This is a genomic window from Pseudomonas sp. D2002, from assembly GCF_013385735.1.
Lineage (GTDB): Bacteria > Pseudomonadota > Gammaproteobacteria > Pseudomonadales > Pseudomonadaceae > Aquipseudomonas.
The window spans coordinates 26,096-50,737 of sequence record NZ_JACAPL010000023.1 but is presented as its reverse complement, the minus strand read 5'-3'; the positions used below and the strand labels follow the sequence as shown (position 1 = coordinate 50,737).

Genomic DNA, 24,642 nt, shown 5'->3' with positions numbered 1-24,642 from the left:
GCCTTAGATCATTTCTTCGCCGCCCTTCCCGCCGAGAACGATTTCTCCGGCTTCGGCCATACGGCGGGCAATGGTGAGGATTTCCTTCTGGGCGGTTTCCACGTCGCTGACGCGCACCGGGCCCTTGGCTTCCAGGTCGTCGCGCAACAGTTCGGAAGCACGCTTGGACATGTTCTTGAAGATCTTCTCTTTGACGCCTTCGTCCGAGCCTTTGAGGGCCAGCACCAACACGTCGGAAGACACCTCGCGCAGCAGCGCCTGGATGCCACGGTCGTCGACATCGGAGAGGTTGTTGAACACGAACATGAGGTCTTCGATCTGGCCGGACAGGGTGTCGTCGATCTCGCGGATCGAGTCCATCAACTGGCCTTCGACCGAGCTGTCGAGGAAGTTCATGATGTCGGCCGCGCGCTTGATGCCACCCAAGGTGGTACGCGAGGCGTTCGAGTTACCCGAGAACTGCTTCTCGAGAATCGTGTTGAGTTCTTTCAGGGCGGCCGGCTGCACGGTGTTCAGCGACGATACGCGCAGGATGATGTCCAGGCGCACTTTATGGTCGAAGTGGCCGAGCACTTCACCGGCCTGGTCGGGGTCGAGATAGGCGACGACGATGGCCTGGATCTGCGGGTGCTCGTAGCGGATCACGTCGGCAACGGCACGCGGCTCCATCCATTTCAGGCTGTCGAGGCCGCTGGTGTTGCCACCCAGCAGGATGCGGTCGATCAGGCCGTTGGCCTTGTCTTCGCCCAACGCCGAGGTGAGCATCTTGCGGATATAGCTGTCGGAGCCGACGCCCAGGCTGGTCTGGTCGCCGACGATCTCGACGAACTCGCTCATCACCTGCTCGACTTGCTCGCGGTGCACATTGCGCATTTGCGCCATGGCCACGCCCACGCGTTGAACCTCTTTGGGGCCCATGTGGCGCAGCACTTGTGCGGCGTCGGTCTCACCCAGGGACAGCAGCAGAACTGCGGCTTTGTCGACTTTGGTGAGCTTGGCAACAGCGGCTCGATCATTCATCTGCGTTAATCCACTCTTTCACGACCTGGGCCACACGGCCCGGGTCTTCTGCCACCAAACTCTTGATTGCGTTCAACTGAGCGTCGTAGCCTTCGCTCGGGCTTGGCAACAGAATGCTTTGTGGGCCGCCGAGGCTGACGCGGTCGTTGGCCAGTTCGCCGTCCAGGCCGCCCATGCCGCCCAACTCGACGTCGCCGCCAGCCAGGGCCAGCTGCTTCTTGCCGTGGCCGGTGATGTTGTTGAGCACCGGGCGCAGCACGCCGAACACCAGCACCAGGATGAACAACACACCCAGCACTTGTTTGACGATGTCCCAGAACCACGGCTGCGTGTAGAACGACGGGTCGGCGATCACTTCGCCACGCTCGGCGGAGAACGGCATGTTGATCACGCTGACGCTGTCGCCACGGCTGGCGTCGAAACCGACGGCGTCCTGCACCAGGCGGGTGAAGCGCGCCAATTCATCGGCGCTCCAGGGCGCACGGGTCACAGCACCGTCAGCGGCATTGACCTTGACCTGGTCATCGACCACCACCGACACCGACAGGCGATTGATTTTGCCCTGTTGCTGCTTGGTGTGGCTGATGGAACGGTCGAGTTCGAAGTTCTTGGTCGACTGGTTACGCTTGTCGGCCGGGTACGGCGCGAGCATTGGCTGGCCGGTGGCCGGGTCCATGATCTGCTGGCCGTTGGCGTCCAACAGTGGCTGGCCAGGCTGAATCGCGCCAGCTGTCGCGGCAGCGCCACCGGTGGTTTGCGGTGCCGAAGCGGGAGCTGGCGGCTGGTTGCTCAGGGCACCCGGCACACCTTGCGGGCCATTGCTGGCGGTACGTTGTTCGCTGGTCGACTGCTCGCTGCGCAGCGCCGGCTGGTCCGGGTTGAACTGCTCGGAGGTCGACTCGACGGCGCTGAAGTCCACGTCGGCGGACACTTCAGCCTTGTAGCGGTCGTTGCCCAGTACCGGTTGCAGAATGTTGTGCACACGCTGGGTGAGCATGCTTTCCATGCGGCGGCTGTAGTCGAACTGCTTGCCGGCCTGGGTCAGCGCGGAGTTCTCGGCCAGGTCGGAGAGCAGGTTGCCCTTCTGGTCGACCACGGTGATTTGCGACTTGCTCAATTCGGGAACGCTGGTGGCCACCAGGTTAATGATCGCCAGCACCTGGCCAGGCTCCAGGGAGCGGCCAGAAAACAGTTCGACCAATACCGAGGCACTTGGCTTGCGTTCGTCACGTACAAACACCGAGCTTTTCGGAATCGCCAGGTGCACACGGGCGCCCTTGACGTTATTCAAGCTGGAGATGGTGCGCGCCAGTTCGCCTTCCAGACCACGACGGTAGCGCGTGGCTTCCATGAACTGGCTGGTGCCCAGGCCCTGGTCCTTGTCGAGAATTTCAAAACCGATATTGCTGTCGGACGGCGTAACGCCGGCCGCGGCCAATTTCATCCGCGCACGGGCCACGTCGTCGGCCTTGACCAGCAGCGCGCCAGAGTTAGGCTCTACGGTGTAGGCGATGTCGGCGGCGGCCAGGGTTTCCATGATCTGCTTGGAATCCATGCCGGCCAGGCTGCCGTACAACGGGCGGTAATCAGGTTGCTGCGACCACAGCACCACGGCAAAACCAATCGCCACGCTGGCAGCCAGGCCGACCATCAGGCCCACCTGACGCAACATGGTCATTTCGGAGAGGTTTTCCAGGAACGACAGGCCAAACAGCGGCGGCTTGCCGTCTGCCTTGGCGGGTACGTTGTCCACGACTGCTTCTGCCATGACTTAAATCTCGTCCTTAAACCGGCATCTGCATGATGTCTTGATAAGCCTGGACCAACTTGTTGCGCACTTGGGTCAAGGCTTGAAAGGAAACGCTGGCCTTCTGCGAAGCCACCATCACGTCGGTGAGGTCTACGCCGCTTTTGCCGATTTCGAAGGCGGTGGCCAACTGATTCGAGGCTTGCTGGGTATCACTGACTTTATTGATTGCCTGACCGAGCATGTCGGCAAAACTGCTTTGGCCCAATTCCGGCGCTGGCGCGACGGATTTCGGTTGAGCCATGGCATCCATTTGCATGGAGCGCATATCCAACATCAACCGATTGAACTCAATACCCTGGCTCATGACCTTCTCTCTCCGACGACCCGCAATTTTTTGACACTACGTAGCGGTTACTAGGGGTGGTAGCAACAAGGGTGCCAGCTCCGTGGCGATTCGTAAGAAAAGGCGACAAACCCTGTCGGCCCAATGCTTTTTTCAGGTGGCGAAGAGGTAGGCTTCCACGTCCATTCCCGCGTCACGCATCTGCGCCAGCTTGTAGCGCAAGGTGCGCGGGCTTATCCCCAAGCGCTCGGCCGCTTCTTTGCGGCGGCCGCGCTCGGCACGCAGGGTGTCGATGATCATCTGGAATTCGCGGCGACGCAGGTCGTCGCCCAAGCCGCCGGCGGATTCGGCTTCGACCGCCACCACAGGCGCCGGCGCCAGGCTCGGCAACGGTGCCGCGCCAGTGCCCATGGCCAGGCAAAAGTCCTGCGGCTGGATCAGCCCGCCCTGCTGCAAGATCAGCGCGCGCTGGATCGCGTTGTCCAATTCGCGCACATTGCCGGGCCATGGGTAGCTGATCAGGCAGGCCTGGGCATCGGCCGACAACCGCGCCTGGGCGTGCTTCATTTTTTTGACGTGGTTGTTCAGCAGGCGCTCGGCCAGCGGGATGATATCTGCCGGGCGCTCGCGCAGTGGGCGCCAGGCCAGCGGGAATACCGAAAGGCGGTAGAACAAGTCTTCACGGAAACGCCCCGCCGCCACTTCGCCCGCGAGATCACGGTTGGTGGTGGCGACCACGCGAATGTCCAGCTGGATCGGCTTACGTGCGCCGACGCGCTCCACTTCGCGCTCCTGCAGCACCCGCAGCAACTTGGCTTGCAGGCCCAGGGGCATTTCCGAGATCTCATCGAGCAGAATGGTGCCGCCGTCCGCCTGTTCGAACTTGCCCGCCTGGGCGGCGATGGCGCCGGTGAACGAGCCCTTTTCATGGCCGAACAGCGTGGCTTCGAGCATGTTGTCAGGGATCGCCGCGCAGTTGATCGCGATAAACGGTTGTTTGGCGCGGCTGGATTGCTGGTGGATATAGCGTGCCAGCACTTCTTTACCGGTGCCGGACTCGCCGGAGATCAGCACGGTGGAATCGCTGCGCGCCACACGGGCCGCCAGTTCCAGCAACTGCGCGCTGGCCGGCTCGAAGGCAATCGGGCCTTCGCCGTCGCTGGCCGGGACCACGCCGAGCGCATGCCGGGCGACCAGCTCGATCAAGGCTTTGGGCTCGAACGGCTTGACCAGGTAATCCGCCGCGCCTTGGCGCATGGCGTCCACCGCCCGCTCCACCGCGCCATGGGCTGTCATCAGCAGCACCGGCAGTTGCGGCTGACGTGCGCGCAGCAGGCCGAGCAACTGGTGGCCGTCCATGCCGGGCATGTTCACGTCGCTGACCACCAGGCTGAAGGACTCTTGCTCAACGGCCTCCAAGGCGTCCTCGGCCGAACCGACCGCGCGGTAGTCATGGCCCGCCAACAGCAGCGTGTCAGCCAATGCTTCACGCAGGGCGCGATCGTCTTCAACCAATAAAACCTTGATAGCCATAGTCCTTTTACTCCGCGCTTGCCGCGCTGGAAAACAGCGGCAAGGTCATCAATGCACAGGTGCCACGCCCCAACCGGGAGTGCAGTTGCAATTCTCCCTGATGCGCACGCGCCACTGCCTTGACCACGGTCAGGCCCAGGCCCGTGCCGTTGGTTTTGGTGGTGAAAAAGGGTTCGCCCAGGCGCTGCAGCACCACCGGGTCGATGCCGCTGCCGCTGTCGCTGATGCACAGGCGCAGGGTTTGCCCGCGGTTGTACAGGTGCACTTTGAGGCGCGCACCGGGGCCGCTGGCCTGGGTGGCGTTTTCGATCAGGTTGAGCAAGGCGCCGACCAGCGTGTCGCGGTTGCACAGCAACTCGCCGAGATGGCTGTCGCACTGCCAGCGCACGTTGGCCTCTTGAATGTGCGTCGCCGCTGCCGCCTGCAGCGATTGCATCAGCACAGCCGGCGTGAGGCGATCGGTCAGCGGCAATTCGCCGCGGGCAAACACCAGCATGTCGCGCACCTGGTGCTCCAATTCATGCAGGCGCTCCTTGAGGCGGCCGGCAAATCGCTGGTGGGTGGCGGCGGGCAATTGCTCATCAGTCAAATGACTGGCGTAGATCAGCGCCGCCGACAGCGGCGTACGGATCTGATGCGCCAAAGAAGCGACCATCCGCCCCAGCGACGACAAGCGCTCATGGCGCGCCAGCTGATCTTGCAGGTGACGGGTTTCAGTCAGGTCGTTGAGCAGCACCAGTTGGCCGGGCTCGGCGTCGAGGGAACGGGTGGCGATGGACAGGCGGCGGCCGTCCTTGAGGGAGATTTCATGGCCATCGTCTTCGCGTGGCGCAAAGCAGCGCGTAATCACGTGGCGCCACAGTTCGCCTTCAAGCGGCTCGCCGAGCAAGTCGCGCGCGGCCGGGTTGGCTTCGCGCACGCGGCCCATCTCATCGATGACGATCACGCCACCGGGCAACAGGTCGAGGAGGTTTTGCAGACGGTTGGCCAGGCGCTCTTTCTCGGCCAGCTCTTCCATGCGCTGGGCACTGACCACCGCCAGCTCGCCTTTAAGCTCGGAAACCCGGGCCTCCAGCAAGCTGTAGGAGTCAGTCAGTTGGCTCGACATCTGGTTGAACAGCGAAAAGGCCTGTTCCAGGCCCTGCCGGCTTTGCTGCTCTACAGAGGGGAGAAGCCCCTGGATGTCGGGGGCCGAAGAATGTTGGGCGGCGTGGGGCATCATGCTCTCTCGCTTGGCTGACCGTCAGTTAAACGGAACGTTGCGAGGGCTGTAGCAATACCCGTGCCGAAAAAAAACCGCTGATTAATCAGCGGTTTATATTTCAGGCGTCAATCATCTGTCTGCTCATCGCCTTCCCGGCGGCTCATGCCGTACTTGCGCATCTTCTCAACCAGGGTGGTTCGGCGGATACGCAAGCGTTCGGCGGCGCGCGCGACAATGCCGTTGGCATCGTCCAGCGCCTGCTGGATCAGGCCTTGCTCGAGGCTACCGAGGTAGTCCTTCAAGTCCAGGCCTTCGGGCGGCAGCATGGCGGTGGAACCGAAGTCCGGCGTATGGCCGTTGATGGCCACGCGCTCTTCCAGGTCGCTGCGCAGGCTGTCGACCAGTTGCTCGTCTTCGTCGTCGACATAGCGGAATTTCTTCGGCAGCTCGACCACGCCGATCACCCCGTAGGGGTGCATGATCGCCATGCGCTCCACCAGGTTGGCCAGCTCGCGGACGTTGCCCGGCCAGCCGTGGCGGCACAGGGACATGATCGCGGCGGAGTTGAAGCGAATCGAGCCGCGCTTTTCGTGTTCCATGCGCGAAATCAGTTCGTTCATCAACAGCGGGATGTCTTCCACGCGCTCACGCAGCGGGGCCATCTCGATAGGGAATACATTGAGGCGGTAGTACAAGTCTTCGCGGAAGCTGCCGACCTCGATCATGCTTTCGAGGTTCTTGTGCGTGGCCGCGATGATGCGCACGTCGACGCTCTGGGTCTTGTTGCTGCCCACGCGTTCGAAGGTGCGTTCCTGCAGTACGCGCAGCAGCTTGACCTGCATCGGCAGCGGCATGTCGCCGATTTCGTCAAGGAACAGGGTGCCGCCGTTGGCCAGCTCAAAACGCCCGGCACGGCTGGTGATCGCCCCGGTAAAGGCGCCCTTCTCGTGACCGAACAATTCGCTTTCAAGCAGCTCTGCCGGGATCGCCCCGCAGTTGACCGGCACGAATGGCCCGTCGCGGCGCTTGGAATGATAGTGCAGGTTGCGTGCGACCACTTCCTTGCCGGTGCCGGACTCGCCGAGGATCAGCACGCTGGCGTCGGTGTCGGCCACTTGCTGCATCATCTGGCGCACGTGCTGGATCGCACGGCTGGTGCCGACGAGGCTGCGGAACAAGTTGGGTTCGCGATGACGGCCGCGCTCGCGGGCCTGGTCGTACATCTCACGGTAAACCTGGGCGCGGTGCAGGGAGTCGAGCAATTTGCTGTAGCTGGGCGGCATTTCCAGGGTCGAAAGCACGCGGCGGCGTTGGTCTTCCGGCAGGTCGATAGAAGAAACATCGCCCATTAGCAGTACCGGAAGGAACTCATCCCAGGTCGACAGTGTCTTTAACAAGCCCAGTACTGCACCAGGAGCGTTTACCGTCCCGATCAGCACACAAATGACTTCACGGCTCGACGACAAAGAGCTGACCGCCTGCTGCCAATCATGGCTACCGCAGGGTAAATTTTCTTCACCAAGAAAATTTAAAATCACCGCCAAGTCGCGGCGGCGGACGCTATCGTCATCGATCAGCAGAATTTTGGTTTCACGCCACATGCAATAGCAACTTCCCTAGTAAAACTTCCTGCCCCAGAGTGAGGGCAATCTAGACGTCTGTAAGATTTCTTACCTTGGTAGACGTCTGAAATCTGAAAACAGCACTAGTTAAGTCAAAAATGCTGGCACAGTCAAATATATGACGCACCGTTCGGACTAACTGAGCCCATTCAGCCGAACAGATGGTAAACCTTTGACGCGTTTTCCGCTCGGTTGATCTGCGACATCTCTTCGAAAATCGCCTGGCGCTCGCCCGTCGTCACTTCCAGCAACTGCTGATACACCGCCAACAAGCTCTCCAGCTTTTCCCGCAGGGCATCCTCGTCCACCGGCGCGTTATTGAGCGCCTCGTCGATCACCGCACGGCAGCCCATATCCAGTTCGCCGATAGCGTCCCAATTACGTGCCGCCAAGGCGTCGACCAAGGCTTCGCGGGTTTCGTCAATCCGTTGCAGGGCGTGGCTCATGACATCATCCTCAGGCCGAAAGGCCTACAGTGTTGCAATACCGTCCCAGCCTTCCTTGAGCGTAATCATCAGGCCGGCTACTTCGTCGATCATGGTGACATCGTTCTTGCTGTTGGCTTCCAGCAGGCGCGTGGTCATGTAGGCGTACAGGTTGTCCAACTGTTGCAAGGCGGCCGGATCATCGGTTTTTTCCGGGTTCAGGCCGTCACGCAAGCCGATCAGGATGTCGATCGCCTTACCGAGCAGCAGACCTTTTTGCGCGATATCACCACGAGCCATGGCGCCCTTGGCCTGGGCCATGCGATCCAACGCGCCTTCCATCAGCATCTGGACCAGACGGTGCGGGCTGGCTTCGGAGACTTGGGCATGGGAATTGACCTTCTGGTATTGGCGAAGGGCTCTCATGGGATTCATGTTTCTACCTCGTGACAGGCGACAGCTAAATTGGATGGGCTCTGACTATTATGTCGACTGGGTCGCAAAAAACTTTAACCCCCAAGTCGGTCGAAGGCGGCGCCCGATGGCGGTATTTACCACCGGGCGGCTTCATCGGGATCAGCTGTCCGAGGACGACTTGTTCAGCGCGTTGAGCGTGGTCATGACGCTGGAACGCTGACTGGTGAGCTGGGCCACCAGATTGTTCATCGTCGTATATTTAGCGGTGAGGCTGGTCTTCAGGGCGGCCATGCGCGCGGTCAGGGTGTCCTGCTGGTTTTGCAGGTCCTTGAGGTTGTTCGACAGGGTCGAGGAGCGCGTGGCGAGAACACCGGTGTTGCTCAGCGCGTAGCTGTCGGTCGCGGTTTTCATGCGCGCCAACAGGCCATTGTCGCCGTTGAAAATACCGCCGATGTCGGTAGGGTTGGTCAAGATCGCCGCACCGAATATTTTATCGTCAATGCTCAGCTTGCCGGTGCCGGAGTCAGTGTTCACCCCAAATTGCGCCAGGGACTTCAACGTGCCCGTGCCAGCCAGTGCGTTCATTTGCGCGCGCAGGGACGACTGCAGGGTGCGCATGGTGGCATCGCCGGTCAGCGCAGACGGCGTGGTCGAACCATCGGCGTTGGTGGTGATTTTGGTTTCAGTATTGATCGCCGTCATCAAGGCGTTGTACGTGTCGACAAAGCCCTTTACCGAGCTTTTCAGGGTGTCGTTGCTGCGACTGACCGTGATGGTCGAGGCGATTCGATTTGGACTGTTCTGATCTGTGACGCCAGACGGAAGAGGCGACAGCGCCGTCAACTTGATACTCACGCCGCTGATTGCGTCAGTCAGGGTATTGCTCTTGGATTCCTGCGCAGTACCGTCAATGGTGTACTTCGCATTCTTCGGCTCGGTCACCACTGAGGTCCCCGCTTCCAGGCCGGAGTTACCACCCAGGGTAATGTCGGTGCCAACACCGGTATTGGTTGACGTCATGACCAGTCGAGAACCCGTGGCGTCAGTCAGGATGTTGGCACTCAGGCCTACGCTGCTGTATTGCGCGTTGATCGAGTCACGTACTTGTTGCAACGTCGCGCCCGGTGGAACAGTGACCCCATAACTCTGCCCAGACTGGGAAATCTCCAGTTTCGTCGACGTCGTACCGGCATTGACGACCGTACTCGGCCCCTTTGCATACGTCTGGGTCGCAACCTTCGAGGAGGTCGCCAACTGGTTGACCACCAGCAAATAGTTGCCTGCGGAGGCACCAGCCCCCAAGGTAATGGTGGACACGTTTGAATCCGACGTCGTCGCCGTCAGGCCGCCGATACTGGCGTCCTTGGCCATATTGTCCATGGCCCCGCGGAAGGCATCCAGCGCTGCTTGAATCTTGCCGATCGAGGACAGCTGGGCAGTCGACGTTTGCGTCTGCTTGTTGATCTGCGACTGCTTTGGCGCTTGTTCAGCGTTGACCAAGGCCGTAACGATCGACTCGGTATTAATCCCCGTAACCGGGCCGCTTACCGTGATATCACCCATGACTCTTCTCCTGATCGGGGCTGGCGCTTTATTGACGGACGACGCCTCAAGCAGCTACAGCAACAAAATTCATGCCAGCTCAGACTTTGGCGTCAAACAACACACTGCTGGCGTCGTGAAGGCTTTGTGCGAGTTTCAATGCCGTTTCCGAAGGGATTTGACGAATGACCTCGCCACTGTCGGTCGCAATGACCTTGACCACCACCTGATGTGTGGAGTCATCAATGGAAAAATCCAGGTTGCGCTGGGCAGCCTGGACGAATTTGCGAATATCCGTTACCGCCTGTTCAAGGTCGGAGGATTTCGAGTCTTGCTTGGGTTCGCCCGTGGCAACCGTGGGGTCTACCTTGGTTTTCTGCGGGTCGGCTGTCACAGGGGCAGGCGCGCTCTGCGGCGCCGCTGCTGGATAAGACAGGTTCAACTTGACGCTCATGTCCATGTCCAATCTCCTCATCACGCAAAAGACAAAAGGGCACGTAAACGCGCCCTTCCGTCAGTCATCTACCGATGGCTATTACTGAAGCAGCTTCAGTACAGCGGATGGCAGTTGGTTGGCCTGGGACAGGATCGCAGTGGAAGCCTGTTGCAGGGTTTGTTGCTTGGTCAGCTGAGCAGTTTCTGCAGCGTAGTCAACGTCCTGGATCTGACCGCGAGCGGCGCTGGAGTTGTCTGCAATGCTCTGCAGGTTGGCAACGGTGTTGTCGAAACGGTTTTGAACAGCACCCAGACCGGCACGCTGGGAGTCGATGTCGGAGATCGCTTGAGTGATCACGTCGATCGAGTTCTGTGCGTTGGCAGCAGTGGTGATGTCGGTGTTGTTAACGGTGGTTTTGGTGGAGTTGGCAGCAGTACCAGTAGCTGCGAACAGACCAGTCACACCGGCGCCGCTCAGCGAGTAGCTGCTGGAGGAGTTCAGGGAAACTGCACCAGTAGCGATGATCGCGGTGTTAGCCAGAGCAACGGCAGTACCGAAGGTGCCAGTACCGTCTTGGGTAGCCACTTTGATACCGGCAACAGCGCCTGGATCGCCAGCGTTGAAGGTCAGGTTCTCACCGGTGTCAGACTTGACCGACAGCGCTTGAGTGGTCGAATCGTAGTTAACGGTGATGCCCAGCTTGGCAGCGTTGGACTTCAGTTGGTCAGCCAGGTCGGAAGTGCTGGTCACGCCAGTGAACTGCACAGCGGTACCGCCGCCGACTGCCAGGGTGAAGTTGGCGCTGGCAGGGGTTGCACCAGCAATGGCAGCGGAGTCAACAGTGAACTGGGCAACGGTGCTGGCAGTAGCAGCCAGGCCGCCTACAGCGCCGTTCATTTGAGCAGCGATCTGCTTGGCGGAAGCGCCGGCAGCGATGGTCAGGTTTTTCGACTGGCCGCCACCGGTTACAGCGATTGCGCCGCCGGCAACGCCAGTTGCGCTTGGAGCAACGCCTTGGCTCTTCAGCTGCTGCGAACCAATGTTGTTGGCTGCAACGTTACCGATGCTCATGTCGATGGTCTGGTTGGCGTTGGCGCCGACCTGGAACGAAGTAGTACCGAAAGAACCGTCCAGCAGGTTCTTGCCACCGAAAGTAGTGGTGGTAGCGATACGGGTCAATTCAGCGGTCAGAGCTGCGTATTGAGCCTGGTTCGACTTACGGTCTTCAGCGCTTGGCGAGCCGTTGGCGGATTGCAGAGCCAGGGTACGCATGCTTTGCAGGATGTTGGTGGACTGCTGCATTGCGCCTTCAGCGGTCTGAGCAATCGAGCTGCCGTCGTTGGCGTTTTTGATCGCAACGCCCAGGCCGTTGATCTGGCTGGTCAGACGGTTGGAGATTTGCAGGCCGGCCGCATCGTCTTTGGCGCTGTTGATACGCAGGCCGGAGGACAGACGCTGCATGGAAGTTTGCAGGGCGCCGGAAGCCTTGTTCAGGTTGTTCTGAACGGTCAACGAAGCAAGGTTAGTGTTTACTGTTAAAGCCATGACGAAATCCTCGTGGGTGGTGTACTGCGGCTTCCGGCCCTGGCAACCGCCGGGTGTGGCCTAGAGAACCTTCGTAATAGTTATCGTCGTGAATGCAGGTCTCTTGAGGACTTTTTTGATTTTTTTTACTAGCACGTGGCCACCCTTTGTAATTCAAGCATTTACGATAGCCCAAAGCCTCGCATTTGCTGGGTTTTCTGGCGCCAAATAAAAAACGCCCAGGCTTTTTCAAGCCTGGGCGTTTTTGTGTACGGCGCTATCAGCAGGTCACGGACGATAGAGAATTGCCGAACCCCACGACAAACCCACACCAAAGCCACTGATCGCAACACGCTTCCAGTCGCCGTCCATCATGTGCTTTTCCAGCAGCAGCGGAATGCTCGAGGACACGGTATTGCCCGTCTCGACCATGTCCTTGATGAATTTCTCTACCGGGGCGTCTTCAAACCGTCGCGCCACGGCGTCGACAATCGCCGCACTGCCCTGGTGAATGCAGAACGCATCAATCTCGTCAGCCTTAAGCTCAGACTCATTGAGCAGCTCGTGCAAATGCGCCGGCACTTTGAGCAGGGCGAAGTTGAAGACCTGGCGGCCATTCATGAAAAACACACCGTCGCTGACCTTCAAGTGCGGCGCGCCGGAACCGTCGGTGCCGAACTTCGACTTGCCCAGCAGCCACGGGGCGTCTTCGCCCATCCACGTCGCGGTGGCGGCATCGCCGAACAGCATGGTGGTGTTGCGGTCTTCCGGGTCGACAATCTTCGAATACGGGTCGGCGGTGATCAGCAGGCCGTTTTTCAGGCCGGTGGCTTCCATGAAGCCTTTCATCGCATAGATGCCGTAGACGTAACCGGAGCAGCCCAGGGAGATATCAAAGGCGGCCACGTGGGTCGGCAAGCCCAATTTGTCCTGAACGATGGCGGCCGTGTGGGGCAAGCCCTCTTCGTCGCCGTTCTGGGTCACAACGATGACCGCATCGATGGACTCGCGCGACAGTTGCGGGTTAGCAGCAAACAAGGCATTCACCGCCTCGACACACAGGTCGGAGGTTTCCTGCGCAGCATCCTTGCGCGGCAGGAACGCCGAACCGATCTTGCCGATGATGAAATCTTCATCCTTGGCGAATTTGGCGCCCTGGGCGTAGTTATCGACCCCGTCTGCCGGCACGTAACTGGCGATGCTTTTTATGCCAATCATTGTGGCTTCCCAATACTAAATAGCTGGATAACACCCCTCGAACGACGTCGGGAGTGCTGACAATAAAGGGGATAACCCCGTAAAAATATCGCTGAAAGCCGCTGCGCAAAGACCCGCAGTCGACTTATCCTTTTCACACGATACAGTGAAGATGCGCTTTATGACTCACAGGTCACTCAATTTTGTGCGCTTTGTGCAAAACCCTGCAACATTCCCGGCGCCAGAAATGACAACGGCCCACCCTGTTGCCAGGGTGGGCCGTCTGTTCTGCCGATGATTACATGCGGCTGAACAGGCTCAACTGAGAGATTTTCACAAACGCCAGCTGCGAGGCTTGCAGCATGGTCTGCTGCAGCGTCAGGTCGATGGCGGCCTGGCCCATGTCGACGTTGGCCAGCGACGACATGGTGGAGGTGTTGGCCAAGCCCAGGCTGGTGTTTTCCTGGCCCTGAATATCCAGGGCGTTCTGGCGTGCACCAATCGAACCGCGTACCTGGTCGATTTGCGCCGTGGCGTTGCCCAGGTTGCCGATGGTGGTGTTGAGCACATCCTTGAGCTTGTTCATCGCCACCGGGTCGCCATCGGCCGGGGTTTCCAGCGCCTTGCGCAACTGGCCGAGGGTGTCCAGGGCGTTCATGTTTTTGTTGCTGGTGGCGCCGACGGCAAACTGGTCACCGGCACCCGGCGTGCCACTCACATCAAAAGTCACGCCGGCGGCAGTGATCGACGTCGCGCCCGTGGCCATGGTGCCGGTGGCTATCGACTTGCTGTTGGCCGTGTACGGCTGGGCGTACACCTCGTAAGCATTGCCGCTGGTGAACTTGATAATCGCACCCGAGTTGGGAAAGGTGCTGGTGTAGGCCGCCTGATCCGTGACCCGGCCACCGGTCAACTGCGCGGTGGATGCATTACTCGCCGTACGCGAACTGCTGAAGGTGTCCGGCTTGCTTTCCAGGGTAAACGCCTTGCCCGCCACCAACGCATCAGAGTCCGGGCCCGAGGCCACATTCGAACCCAGGTTCAGGCTGATATCGAACTTGACCCCGCGCAGGTTGATGCTGTGCGCACCTTCCTTGGTGGAATCAAACGTGCCGTTACCGGTGATCTCGGCGGTAATGTCGTTACCGTCCTTGTCGGTCACGCTGTATTGAGTGCTGCTGGCGAACGTCACCTTGTACGGCTGGCCATCGGCAAAGTTCTTGGTGTACGCCGTGCCGTTGGTAACCAGGCCCGCGGAGATCGCGACTTTGCCGTCATTGACCGCCGGCGGCAAAATCGTGGCCTGGGTGCGACCGGTGTTGGAAGAACTCTCCAGCAGCGTCTTGCCGGTGTCGCCCGCAGCGATGGTCAGGTTGCTCGACACTTGCAGGCTCAGCGGCGTCTCATCACCCTGGTAGGTGTAGGTGCCATCGTTGTTGCGGCTGTAAGGCGGCGTATCGGTCTTGGCGCCGGAGAACATGTAGTTGCCGCTGGAGTCCTTGGTGTTGAGCAAGCCCAACACCTGATCCTCGAGCGCGCCGACCTGGGCGGCAATCGCCTGGCGGTCATCATTGCTGAGCTTGAGGTTACCGGCCTGCAACGCCAGGCCCTGGGCGGTTTGCAGCGCGGTGTTGATGCTGCCGAGCACGCTTTCTTCGTTGGTCAGCGAGTTTTGCAGGCTGGTGATGTTGCCGTTGTATTGCCCCAGCATGTCTTTCTGCTGTTGCAGCATCAGCAATTGGGCGGCGGCCACGGGATCATCGGCGGCGGTTTGCACGCGCACACCGGAGCTCGCCTGGTCCTGGGCCTTCACCACACCGGAATAGTTATCCTGATACTTGCTGGAGCTGGTGTCGAAATACTGCTGTGTAGAGATACGCATCGTTCCAGACTCCTTTAAAGGGCGTTAATCAATGTGCTGAAGGTTTCTTGCGCGGCCTTGATGATCTGCGACGACGCCGTGTAGTACTGCTGGAACTTGATCATGTCGCCCGCCTCCTCGTCCAGGTTGACCTGGGACACGGAGTTGCTCGCCGCCTTGTTCGCCGCCAGCAAGGCGCCGGTGGCGGTGCTGTCGGTATTGGCCTGGGCGGCCTTGGAGCCGACCTGGGAGACCAATCGGCTATTGGCGCTGACCAGGCTCACGCCCGCATTGCCGTCCACCGCACCCACCGTCGCCTTGGTTTGCAAGCCCAGCAACTGCTGGGCGTTGCGGCCATCGGACGCCGCGCCGCTGTTGAACGAAAACGTGGTGCTGTCGTTTTTAACCGGCGAACCGGCCACGGTGGTATCAAAGCTGAAGCTTTTGCCGGGGATCAACGTACCGCTCGCATCGCGCATCGGCACGTTGATGGTGATCTTGTTGCCCTGGCCCGGAATGATGCTGCCGTTACCGATGGGGTTGCCCTGGGCGTCGGTGAGCGAGTAAGGCTGGGTGCCGTCCGCTGCCGGGTCGCCGAACACCATCTTCACCGGCATCGAGTTCTCGATCCCGGTGCGCAGCTGCGCGGTAGCCGCGCCGCCATTGATATCGATAGGCACGGTCAACACCGGTGGCGTGAACGTGCCGGTGCCGGTGTTGGTCTTGCTGGCATTGCCGGCCAATGGCCCGGCAAACGCGATTTTGTTCGGGTCTTTCAGGTCGACACCGATGTTGCTGGCACCCGTGGCCGTCGGGCTGACTTTAAAGCTGTCACCGGCAGCCACTGTGCCGCCGGTATTCAACGCCAGGGTGAAACCATCAATCACCGGCGGTGGCGTGGTGGTGGTGTCGAACGAACCCATGGCCTTGCCATCGGAACGCACCACGTTGTACTGGTTGCCGCTGGTGAAGGTGACCTTGTAGTCGAAGGTCGACAGCTTGCTGCTGTCGGCAATCGTCACATTCAAGTTGCCTGAACCTGCGCTGTTACCCGCCGCCGCCTGGCTGCGCTGGGCAATCGCCGCGGCGCTGTTGATGTCGCTGAACAGCGAGGAACCGAAATCGCCATTCAGGTCCAGGCCCTGGCCCAACTGGCTGTTGACGCTGTCGGCGGTGGCAATGGCGATGCGACCCAAGTCGTTGATGGCCGGCATCAGCACGTCACTGCGGTAACGCAACAGGCCGCCAATGCTGCCGCCGGTCACCACCGAGCCGATGTCCATCGATGTGTCGCCCATTTTGAGCTGGATGGTGTACTGGCTGTTGTCGGTGCTGCTGGGTACGGCCGAAATCTTGTTGGAGATACTGCCCTCGACCAGCGACTGGCCGGTGCCGGTGGTGATGCTGAGCTGGCCGTTCTTCTCGGTCGCGGTCACGCCAATCAATTCGTTGAGCGAACGCACGGCTTCATTACGCGCATCCAGCAGGTTGTTCGGCGCGCTGTTCGACGAGCCCTGGGCCTGCGCAATCTGACTGTTCAGCGAGGCAATCGACGCGGTGATCGTGTTGACCTGATCGCTCATGGTCTTCAGCTGGCCGTTGATGGTCTCTTTCTGCTGGGTCAACTGGGTGGAAATCGCGTTGAAGCGGTTGCTCAGGGTCTGGGCGCTGGTCACCAGCAATTGCCGCGCGGACACATCACTTGGGGTCGCCGCCGCCGTTTGCAGCGAGGCGAAAAACGCACTGAGCACCGCCGACATGCCGGTGGACTTGTCCGACATGGTCTTGTCGATGGCTGCGGCCTGGCCCGCGTAGGCGGTGGCGTCGCTGTTGAGCGAGGTGCTGCTCTGGTAGGCGGCGCCCAAAAAGTCGTTATAAATGCGGCGCACATCCGCCAGGGTCGTGCCGCTGCCGATGTACACGCCGCCATACTGGTTGTTGGCGCTGGCGTTCTGGGTGGTCTGCTGACGCGAGTATCCCGGGGTGTTGACGTTGGCAATGTTGTTACTCAGGACCGACAGCGATCCTTGAGCGGCGTTGAGCCCCGACATCCCGATATTGAGCAAACTCATGATTCAGACCTTATAAATGAGTGGATGCGCCCGCGGCAGCGTAGTTCTGGTAACTGTTCATCGTTTTGGCGATCTGCGAAATCTTGCTGGCGTAGTCCGGGTCGGTTGCATATCCGGCTTTTTGCAACTCGCGTACAAACTGTTCCGGGTTGTCGGCTGATTTCACAACTTCTTTATAGCGATCATTGCTTTGCAGCAATGTCACGAGGTCGTGGAAGCTGTCCTGGTAGGAGTTATAGGAACGGAACTGCGCCGTTTCCTTGACCATCGCCCCATCACGAAACTCGCTGGTGATTGCACGCGCCTGGCCGCCCTGCCAACTCTGCCCGGCCTTGATGCCGAACAGGTTGTGGCTGCTGCTGCCGTCTTCGGCGCGCATCACCGATTTACCCCAACCGGTTTCCAGCGCGGCCTGGGCCACCAGGTACTTCGGATCCACGCCAATGCGCGCGGCGGCCGCCTTGGCCATCGGCAGCATGGTGGCGACGAATTCATCCTGCGAGCTGAAGGCTTTTTTCGCCGGCGCCAGCGGTGGCTGGGCGATGGCGCGGCCGTAGACCTGCATGCGCCCGCTCGGCACGGCAAAGCTGCGCGCCGTGCTGTTGATCACGTTGTCGGCGGCGGCGCTGTTACGCAGCGGCGCGCTTTGGGCGACAGTCGTTGCATCGGTGCTCGGCACGATGCCGGCCAACAGGCGGTCGGTCAGCTTGCTCGGCAGGGCGATACGGCGCTGGTTCATCAGCTCCATATCGTTGGCGTGTGCGCTTGCGCCTTCCGGCACGGCCACGCGATAAGCCCACAGCGGGCGCTGGCCATTGGAGCGGCCCAACGGGCCTTCGGCTTTCGTGCCGGCGGCGATTTCCGTCGGCACATCAACTTTCTTCGCTGGCGCCTGCGCGGCTTCCGGGCCTTGCAAGGTGGCCGCCTGGGCGTCCACCGGTTTGTTCTTCTGCATCTGGCGCATCAGCACGTCGGCCAAGCCGATACCGCCGCCTTCGCGGGACATCGACACCGCCAGCTGCTGGTCGTACATTTCCTGGTACTGCTTGGCAGCCGGGGTGTTCATCGGGTTGTCCTTGCCCAGCGCCTCGGTGGCCGAGCGCATGGACTTGAGCATTTCGCTCAAAAACAGCGACTCGAACTCCTGCGCCACCTTGCGCATGTTGCCTTCGCTGTTCTTGTCGGCACCGACCTTGAGCTGGTTAAGCCGGTTGAGGTCGGAGTAAGACCCCGAGTCCGCCGTGCTGCTGATCCCGCTCTTGCGCATATCCATGGCCATGGCCTCAGATCACAATCAGGTCGGCTTGCAAGGCGCCGGCCTGTTTCAGAGCTTCGAGGATCGCCATCAAGTCGCCAGGGGCTGCGCCCACCTGGTTCACCGCGCGGACAATCTCATCCAGCGTGGTGCCGGGGCCGAACTTGAACATCGGCTTGGCTTCTTGCTGAGCATTCACACGCGAACGCGGCACCACGGCTGTCTGGCCATTGGACAACGGCCCCGGCTGGCTGACGATCGGGTCTTCGGTGATGGTCACGGTCAGGCTGCCGTGGGTCACCGCTGCCGGCGACACCTTGACGTTCTGGCCGATCACGATGGTGCCGGTACGCGAATTGATGATGACTTTGGCCACCGCCTGGCCTGGGTCGACCTCAAGGTTTTCCAGGATCGACAGGTAGTCGACGCGCTGGCTTGGGTCCAACGGCGCAGTGACGCGGATCGAACCGCCGTCGATGGCCTGGGCGACGCCAGGGCCGAGCATGTCGTTGATCTTGTCGACCACGCGCTTGGCGGTGGTGAAGTCCGAACGGTTGAGGTTCAAGGTCAGGCTGTTGCCCTGGTTGAAACCGCTCGGCACGGTGCGTTCAACCGTGGCGCCGCCCGGAATGCGACCGGCCGATGGCACGTTGACGGTGATTTTCGAACCGTCACGGCCCTCGGCGTCGAAGCCGCCCACCACCAGGTTGCCCTGGGCGATGGCGTAGACGTTGCCGTCGATACCTTTGAGCGGCGTCATCAGCAAGGTGCCGCCGCGCAGGCTTTTCGAGTTACCGATGGAAGACACGGTGATGTCCACCACCTGGCCCGGCTTGGAGAACGCCGGCAAGTCGGCACTGATCGATACGGCCGCGACGTTTTTCAGCTGCACGTTGCCCGAGCCCGCCGGCACCTTGATGCCGAACTGCGAGAGCATGTTGTTGAAGGTCTGCAGGGTGAACGGCGTCTGGGTGGTCTGGTCACCCGTACCGTTGAGCCCCACCACCAGACCGTAACCGATCAATTGGTTGGAGCGCACGCCGGAAATACTCGCGATGTCTTTCAACCGCTCGGCGTGCGCCCCTGCGCTCAAGGCCAGCAATAACGCGGCAGCCATCAGCTGTTTGAGTTTCAAAGTGGCCACCTAGAAAGGGAACAGCGGGCTAAGGAAGAAACGGTCGAACCAGCCCGGCTGACTCGCATCAGCAAACGAACCCGTACCCGAGTAGGTAATGCGCGCATCGGCAATCCGTGTCGACGGCACGGTGTTGTCAGTGGAAATATCATCGGCGCGGACCATGCCCGCAATCCGCACCAGCTCGTCGCCGGTGTTGAGGGTCATCCACTTTTCACCGCGTACGGCGATGATGCCGTTGGGCAACACATCGGCCACGGTCACGGTGATCGAACCGGTCAGGCTGTTGCCCTGCCCTGCCGCGCTCTTGCCGTTGGTGGCACGGTCGCCGCTGTAGCCGGCGTCCAGGCTCAGGTCGCCACTGCCCAGCGGGTTGTTGGTGTTAGGCACGCCGCCGAACAGCGAGGTCAGGCCGATGCTGGTCTTGCTGGTCTTGCCGATCTGCGAGTTGGCGTTTTTGCTCGCCTGGGTTTTCTCGTTCAGGGTGATGGTGATGATGTCACCCACGCGGAACGCCTTGCGGTCGCTGTACAGGTTCTGTTCGAAACCGGCCTGGTAGATCGAGCCATTGTTGGCCGCCGCCGGCAACGGCGTGCGCGGCAACACCGGCGCGTAGTACGGGTCATTGGGCTTCGGCGTCGGGGCGACACAGCCCGCGAGCACGGCGATCCCACTCAATGCCAGAACAGAAACATAGCGATTCATGACCCTTACCTCACGGTGTTGCAGGCGCCGTCAATGGCGCCCCATAGACTTGATTACAGATTCTGCGTTACGAACGAAAGCATCTGGTCGGCGGTGGAAATCACCTTGGAGTTCATCTCGTAGGCGCGTTGGGTGGTGATCATGTTGACCATCTCCTCAACCGTGCTCACGTTGGAGGTTTCCAGGGTGCTTTGCAGGGTGGTGCCGAAACCGTTCAGGCCAGGCGTGCCGATTTGCGGCGCGCCGCTGGAAGCGGTTTCCAGGAACAGGTTGTTCCCCATGGCCTGCAGACCGGCCGGGTTGATGAAGTCGGCGGTTTGCAGGTTGCCGATCACTTGCGAGGCCGGGTTGCCGGCCACGGTGATCGACACGGTGCCGTCGTTGCCGACGGTGAAGGTTTTGGCGTCCGCAGGCACCACGACAGCCGGCTCCAGGGCGAAACCGTTGGCGGTGACGATCTGGCCATTGGAGTCGAGGTGGAAAGTACCGTCACGGGTGTAGGAAGTAGTGCCATCCGGTTGCAGGATCTGGAAGAAGCCACGGCCGTTGATGGCCATGTCCAACGGCTGACCGGTTTGCTGCAGGTTACCGGCGCTGAAGTTCTTCTGGGTGCCAACAATCTGCACACCGGTACCCAGTTGCAGGCCCGACGGCAATTCGCTGTCCTGGGTCGATTGGGCGCCCGGCTGCTTCTTGATCTGATAGAGCAAGTCCTGGAACTCGGCGCGGTCACGTTTGAAGCCCGTGGTCGACACGTTTGCCAAGTTGTTGGAAATGGTGGTCAGGTTGGTGTCCTGGGCGGACAAACCTGTTTTGGCAACCCATAGAGCCGGAAGCATGCTGTTCTCCTTCGTGCGCCTGTTTGTTGGCGCCGCGCTGCAAAATTAGTGTTCGTTCAGTGAGGCCGCGATCAGCTCATCGACAGAACGCGAGTCATGGCCTGGTCGTCTTCTTTAGCGCTGTTCATCATCTTGATGTGCAGCTCGAACTGCTTGGAAAGCGAGAGCACCGCAGTCATTTCTTCCACCGCGTTGACGTTGCTCGCCTGCAGGAAACCCGAGGTCAGCGTGACGTTCGCATCCGCCTGCGCCGGTTGGCCATCCTTGGTGTGGATGGTGCCGTCGAGGCCTTTATTCATGTTCTTGAGGTCGGGCTGGACCATCTTGATGCGGTCCACTTCCGCCATCACTCGCGGGCCTTCGCCCATGGCGCGGATACTGATGGTGCCGTCCGAGCCCACTTCGATTTTCTGCTGGGGCGGCACGGCAATCGGGCCACCGTTGCCCATCACCGGCATGCCGTTGCCGGCGCGCAATACGCCCAGCGCATCGACGTTCATGCTGGCGCTGCGCACATAGGCTTCGCTGCCATCCGGGGTTTGCACGGCGATCCAGCCATTGCCGTTGACCGCCACATCCAGGTCACGACCGGTCTCGATCATGGCGCCCGGCGAGAAGTCAGTGGCCGGCCGCTCGGTCATGGCAAACGCCCGCGCCGGAAAGCTGTCACCGAACACCGGCATTGAACGCGCCTGCTCCAGGTCACGCTGAAAGCCGTTGGTGGAGATGTTCGCCAGATTGTTGGCATGGGCCTTCTGCGCCAGTGCATTCTGGCTGGCGCCGGTCATCGCCACGTAAAGGTACTTATCCACGCTCTATCCTCTTTCTGACGGACGCTTGCCGCCCACCGCTGTACTGATGAGGCTTAAGCAATTTGCGAACCAACTTTTTAAAACAAGGAAAAGTCCAGGCGGAGCGGGGGTTTGCGGGGAGGCGCGGAGATGATGAGGCTGGACGAGAGTCGAAAAAACGGCGGACTACTGCCGCTTACGGCAAGCACAGACCTCATCAACGACAAAAGATCAAATGTGGGAGCGGGCTTGCTCGCGAATGCGGTGTGTCCGTCAATACATGTGCAGACTGATACACCGCATTCGCGAGCAAGCCCGCTCCCACAGTTTTTAACAGTGCTTAGCCCGCCGGGTTATTTATCAGCCTTGAGAATTTCGTAATCGCGCAGCTTGTTGGCGATGGTGGTATGGGAAACGCCAAGGCGCTTGCCGAGCTGCCGGCTGCTGGAATGCTCGGCATATAAAGCCTCCAGCACTGCCTTTTCAAACCGCCCGACGATCTCCTCCAGCCCGCCCTCCAGGGAAAAATCGCCAAGCGGCTGACGCACCCCATAATCCGGCAAGCGAATATGCTCAGCCTTGACCGTGCCGCCCTCGCACAACGACACCGCCTGAAACAGCACGTTTTCCAACTGGCGCACATTGCCCGGCCAGTGATAGTGGCTGAGCCGATCCATCGCCGCCGGCGCGAGCTTGGGCAGCGGGCAGCCGATTTGCCGGCTGGCCTGGTCAAGGAAGTGCTCGACCAACGGCGCCAAGCCATCCAGGCATTCGCGCAACGGCGGGATATGCAGCGACAGCACATTCAAGCGGTGATAAAGGTCTTGGCGAAACTCCCCGCGCGCACAAAGCTCCGACAAATCCACTTGGGTCGCACAGATAACCCGTACATCCAAATAGACCTCTTCATCACTGCCCACCCGGCGAAAGCAGCCGTCCTGCAAAAAGCGCAGCAACTTCACCTGCAGGCGCGCGCTCATTTCGCCCACGCCATCAAGAAACAACGTACCGCCCGCCGTCAGCTCCAGCAGCCCCAACTTGCCTTCGGCCCGCGCCCCTTCAAAGGCGCCGGGGCCATAGCCGAACAGCTCGGTCTCGGCCATCGACTCCGGCAGGCCCGCGCAGTTAAGCGCCATCAACGGCGACTGCCCACGCGGGCTGGCCAGGTGGCAGGCGCGCGCCAGCAGCTCTTTGCCGGTGCCGGTTTCGCCTTCTATTAATAGCGGCGCATCCAGCGGCGCCATGCGCCGCGCTTCACGCACCACCGCCGCCATCACCTTGGAACTCTGGAAAATGCTGTCAAAGCCGCGCAGCTCCTGCTTGCGCACATTGTAGATACGCTCACCCACACGGTCGGCGCGGTGCAGGGTCAACACCGCGCCGGCCATGGCCTCGCTGTCGTCATGCTCGGAGGATTGCAGCGGCGCGATGTCCGCCAGGAATACGTCGCCCTTGACCTTGACCCGCAGTCCGTTGATCCGCGACTTGCTCGCGCGCACCAACTCCGGCAAGTCGAAATCCTCGGCATAGCGTGACAGCGGAATGCCTGGCACCTCGTCCACGCGCACGCCGAGCAACTGCGCAGCCGCACGGTTGGCGGCGACGATGGAGCCGCCCATGTCGATGGACAGCACTGGGAACTCCAGGGCGCCAAGCAGCGCATTGAGTTCCATGTGCCGACGCTCGCTGGGCATCAGCCCTACCCGCTTGACGCCAAACACCCCGGCAATCGCTTCGAATTGCGGGCGCAGCGCCTGGAACTGCATGTTCACCAGGTTCGGGCAAAACAGGTAAATGGCGTTGCCATGTTCGCCGCCGACCTCGCCCTTGGCGACGTTGACGCCGTACTCCACCAGCAGGTTGAGAATGTCCCGCAGGATGCCGATGCGGTTCTGGCAATGCACTTTGATACGCATGAAAAGGCTCGAAAGGTGGGAAGGCGCCGCGGCTTTTTGCCGCTGGGCGCAGATAGTCGTCAAGATTATGTGACAGCGCGTGAGCTTTTCACAGCCCAATACAACGACAGGCAGGCCGATCGTAACGAAAACTTTACGATAATCGGTAAATTTTCCTACAGCCCTGGCCATCAGCTGGATGGAATCCACCCGCCTTGCGCGTTATCAATAGGCTCATCGCAGGACATAACAAGAACGAATGCCTAGCAGGAGAGCCGTATGAAGCAGACGCAATACGTGGCGCGTGAGCCCGATGCGCAAGGTTTTATCCACTACCCGCCGGAAGAACACGCGGTGTGGAACACCCTGATCACCCGTCAGCTGAAAGTGATCGAAGGTCGCGCGTGTCAGGAATACCTGGACGGCATCGACAAGCTCGGCCTGCCGCTGGATCGCATTCCGCAACTGGGCGAAATCAACAAAGTGCTGGCCGAGACCACCGGCTGGCAAGTCGCCCGCGTCCCCGCACTCATTCCTTTCCAGACCTTCTTCGAATTGCTCGCCAGCAAACAATTTCCGGTGGCGACCTTTATTCGCACCCGTGAAGAATTGGACTACCTGCAAGAGCCAGATATTTTCCACGAGATCTTCGGCCACTGCCCACTGCTGACCAACCCTTGGTTTGCCGAATTCACCCACACCTACGGCAAGCTCGGCCTCGCGGCCACCAAGGAGCAACGGGTGTACCTGGCGCGCCTGTACTGGATGACCATCGAATTCGGTTTGGTGGATACCCCGCAGGGTCGGCGCATCTACGGTGGCGGCATTTTGTCGTCACCCAAGGAGAGTGTGTACTGCCTGTCGGACGAGCCCGAGCACCAGGCCTTCGACCCGCTCGAAGCCATGCGCACGCCGTATCGTATCGACATCCTGCAGCCGCTGTACTTCGTCCTGCCTGAGCTTAAGCGCCTGTTCGACGTGGCGCAGGAAGACATCATGGGCATGGTCGAGCGCGGTATGCAGCTGGGTCTGCACGCGCCGAAATTCCCTCCCAAGCCCAAGGCTGCTTGAGCCTT

The 24,642-nt window shown here is 60.5% G+C and carries 21 protein-coding genes; 1 reads left to right on the top strand and 20 read right to left on the bottom strand.

What is annotated here, in order from left to right; all coding sequences use genetic code 11:
• Positions 1 to 3: 3 nt before the first annotated feature.
• From fliG to HX783_RS27605, 20 genes are all read right to left on the bottom strand, one after another.
• On the bottom strand, positions 4 to 1,020 hold the full coding sequence (fliG, locus tag HX783_RS27700; RefSeq protein WP_053257308.1) for a flagellar motor switch protein FliG: 1,017 nt from the start codon (positions 1,018 to 1,020) through the stop codon (positions 4 to 6).
• A complete protein-coding gene (gene fliF / locus HX783_RS27695) occupies positions 1,013 to 2,788 on the bottom strand; it encodes a flagellar basal-body MS-ring/collar protein FliF (RefSeq protein WP_177018993.1) in 1,776 nt (591 codons plus the stop codon). Before fliF ends, fliG begins: the two co-directional genes overlap by 8 nt.
• A 16-nt stretch (positions 2,789 to 2,804) precedes the next feature.
• A complete protein-coding gene (fliE, locus tag HX783_RS27690; RefSeq protein ID WP_016972029.1) occupies positions 2,805 to 3,134 on the bottom strand; it encodes a flagellar hook-basal body complex protein FliE in 330 nt (109 codons plus the stop codon).
• 132 nt (positions 3,135 to 3,266) lie between these two features.
• Positions 3,267 to 4,646, bottom strand: coding sequence for a sigma-54 dependent transcriptional regulator (locus HX783_RS27685; protein WP_177018992.1), 1,380 nt, complete (start codon positions 4,644 to 4,646; stop codon positions 3,267 to 3,269).
• 7 nt (positions 4,647 to 4,653) lie between these two features.
• Positions 4,654 to 5,865 carry a PAS domain-containing sensor histidine kinase gene (locus HX783_RS27680; RefSeq protein WP_159961584.1) on the bottom strand — a complete coding sequence of 404 codons (1,212 nt, stop codon included), beginning with the start codon at positions 5,863 to 5,865 and terminating at the stop codon, positions 4,654 to 4,656.
• A 110-nt stretch (positions 5,866 to 5,975) separates the two neighbouring features.
• Positions 5,976 to 7,451 carry a sigma-54 dependent transcriptional regulator gene (locus tag HX783_RS27675; RefSeq protein ID WP_159958628.1) on the bottom strand — a complete coding sequence of 492 codons (1,476 nt, stop codon included), beginning with the start codon at positions 7,449 to 7,451 and terminating at the stop codon, positions 5,976 to 5,978.
• A 170-nt stretch (positions 7,452 to 7,621) separates the two neighbouring features.
• On the bottom strand, positions 7,622 to 7,918 hold the full coding sequence (locus HX783_RS27670; protein WP_177018991.1) for a flagellar protein FliT: 297 nt from the start codon (positions 7,916 to 7,918) through the stop codon (positions 7,622 to 7,624).
• A gap of 24 nt (positions 7,919 to 7,942) precedes the next feature.
• The gene (gene fliS, locus HX783_RS27665; protein ID WP_104994430.1) at positions 7,943 to 8,332 is read right to left on the bottom strand and encodes a flagellar export chaperone FliS; all 390 of its coding nucleotides are present in this window, start codon (positions 8,330 to 8,332) and stop codon (positions 7,943 to 7,945) included.
• Between the two features lie 141 nt (positions 8,333 to 8,473).
• Positions 8,474 to 9,877 (bottom strand): flagellar filament capping protein FliD, encoded by a 1,404-nt coding sequence (gene fliD, locus HX783_RS27660; RefSeq protein ID WP_177018990.1) that lies wholly within the window; start codon positions 9,875 to 9,877, stop codon positions 8,474 to 8,476.
• 79 nt (positions 9,878 to 9,956) lie between these two features.
• A complete protein-coding gene (locus tag HX783_RS27655) occupies positions 9,957 to 10,316 on the bottom strand; it encodes a flagellar protein FlaG (protein ID WP_106576448.1) in 360 nt (119 codons plus the stop codon).
• Between the two features lie 75 nt (positions 10,317 to 10,391).
• Positions 10,392 to 11,837 carry a flagellin gene (locus HX783_RS27650; protein WP_177018989.1) on the bottom strand — a complete coding sequence of 482 codons (1,446 nt, stop codon included), beginning with the start codon at positions 11,835 to 11,837 and terminating at the stop codon, positions 10,392 to 10,394.
• Between the two features lie 267 nt (positions 11,838 to 12,104).
• On the bottom strand, positions 12,105 to 13,034 hold the full coding sequence (locus HX783_RS27645) for a ketoacyl-ACP synthase III (RefSeq protein ID WP_177018988.1): 930 nt from the start codon (positions 13,032 to 13,034) through the stop codon (positions 12,105 to 12,107).
• A 277-nt stretch (positions 13,035 to 13,311) separates the two neighbouring features.
• A complete protein-coding gene (locus tag HX783_RS27640) occupies positions 13,312 to 14,895 on the bottom strand; it encodes a flagellar hook-associated protein 3 (protein ID WP_177018987.1) in 1,584 nt (527 codons plus the stop codon).
• A gap of 14 nt (positions 14,896 to 14,909) precedes the next feature.
• Complete coding sequence (flgK, locus tag HX783_RS27635; RefSeq protein WP_177018986.1) at positions 14,910 to 16,946, bottom strand: flagellar hook-associated protein FlgK; 2,037 nt, start codon at positions 16,944 to 16,946, stop codon at positions 14,910 to 14,912.
• 10 nt (positions 16,947 to 16,956) lie between these two features.
• Positions 16,957 to 18,225 carry a flagellar assembly peptidoglycan hydrolase FlgJ gene (gene flgJ / locus HX783_RS27630; RefSeq protein ID WP_159958644.1) on the bottom strand — a complete coding sequence of 423 codons (1,269 nt, stop codon included), beginning with the start codon at positions 18,223 to 18,225 and terminating at the stop codon, positions 16,957 to 16,959.
• A 4-nt stretch (positions 18,226 to 18,229) separates the two neighbouring features.
• Entirely contained in the window at positions 18,230 to 19,318 is a 1,089-nt protein-coding gene (locus tag HX783_RS27625) for a flagellar basal body P-ring protein FlgI (protein WP_162530309.1), read from the bottom strand.
• Positions 19,319 to 19,345: 27 nt separating this feature from the next.
• Positions 19,346 to 20,041 carry a flagellar basal body L-ring protein FlgH gene (flgH, locus tag HX783_RS27620; protein ID WP_003214607.1) on the bottom strand — a complete coding sequence of 232 codons (696 nt, stop codon included), beginning with the start codon at positions 20,039 to 20,041 and terminating at the stop codon, positions 19,346 to 19,348.
• Positions 20,042 to 20,094: 53 nt separating this feature from the next.
• On the bottom strand, positions 20,095 to 20,880 hold the full coding sequence (gene flgG, locus HX783_RS27615) for a flagellar basal-body rod protein FlgG (RefSeq protein ID WP_005790105.1): 786 nt from the start codon (positions 20,878 to 20,880) through the stop codon (positions 20,095 to 20,097).
• A gap of 71 nt (positions 20,881 to 20,951) precedes the next feature.
• Entirely contained in the window at positions 20,952 to 21,692 is a 741-nt protein-coding gene (locus tag HX783_RS27610) for a flagellar basal body rod protein FlgF (RefSeq protein ID WP_159958650.1), read from the bottom strand.
• A gap of 332 nt (positions 21,693 to 22,024) precedes the next feature.
• Positions 22,025 to 23,587, bottom strand: coding sequence for a sigma-54-dependent transcriptional regulator (locus HX783_RS27605; RefSeq protein ID WP_159958652.1), 1,563 nt, complete (start codon positions 23,585 to 23,587; stop codon positions 22,025 to 22,027).
• Positions 23,588 to 23,845: 258 nt separating this feature from the next.
• Here HX783_RS27605 and phhA point away from each other — a divergent pair, with 258 nt between their 5' ends.
• Positions 23,846 to 24,637 carry a phenylalanine 4-monooxygenase gene (gene phhA / locus HX783_RS27600; RefSeq protein ID WP_177018985.1) on the top strand — a complete coding sequence of 264 codons (792 nt, stop codon included), beginning with the start codon at positions 23,846 to 23,848 and terminating at the stop codon, positions 24,635 to 24,637.
• Positions 24,638 to 24,642 lie beyond the last annotated feature (5 nt).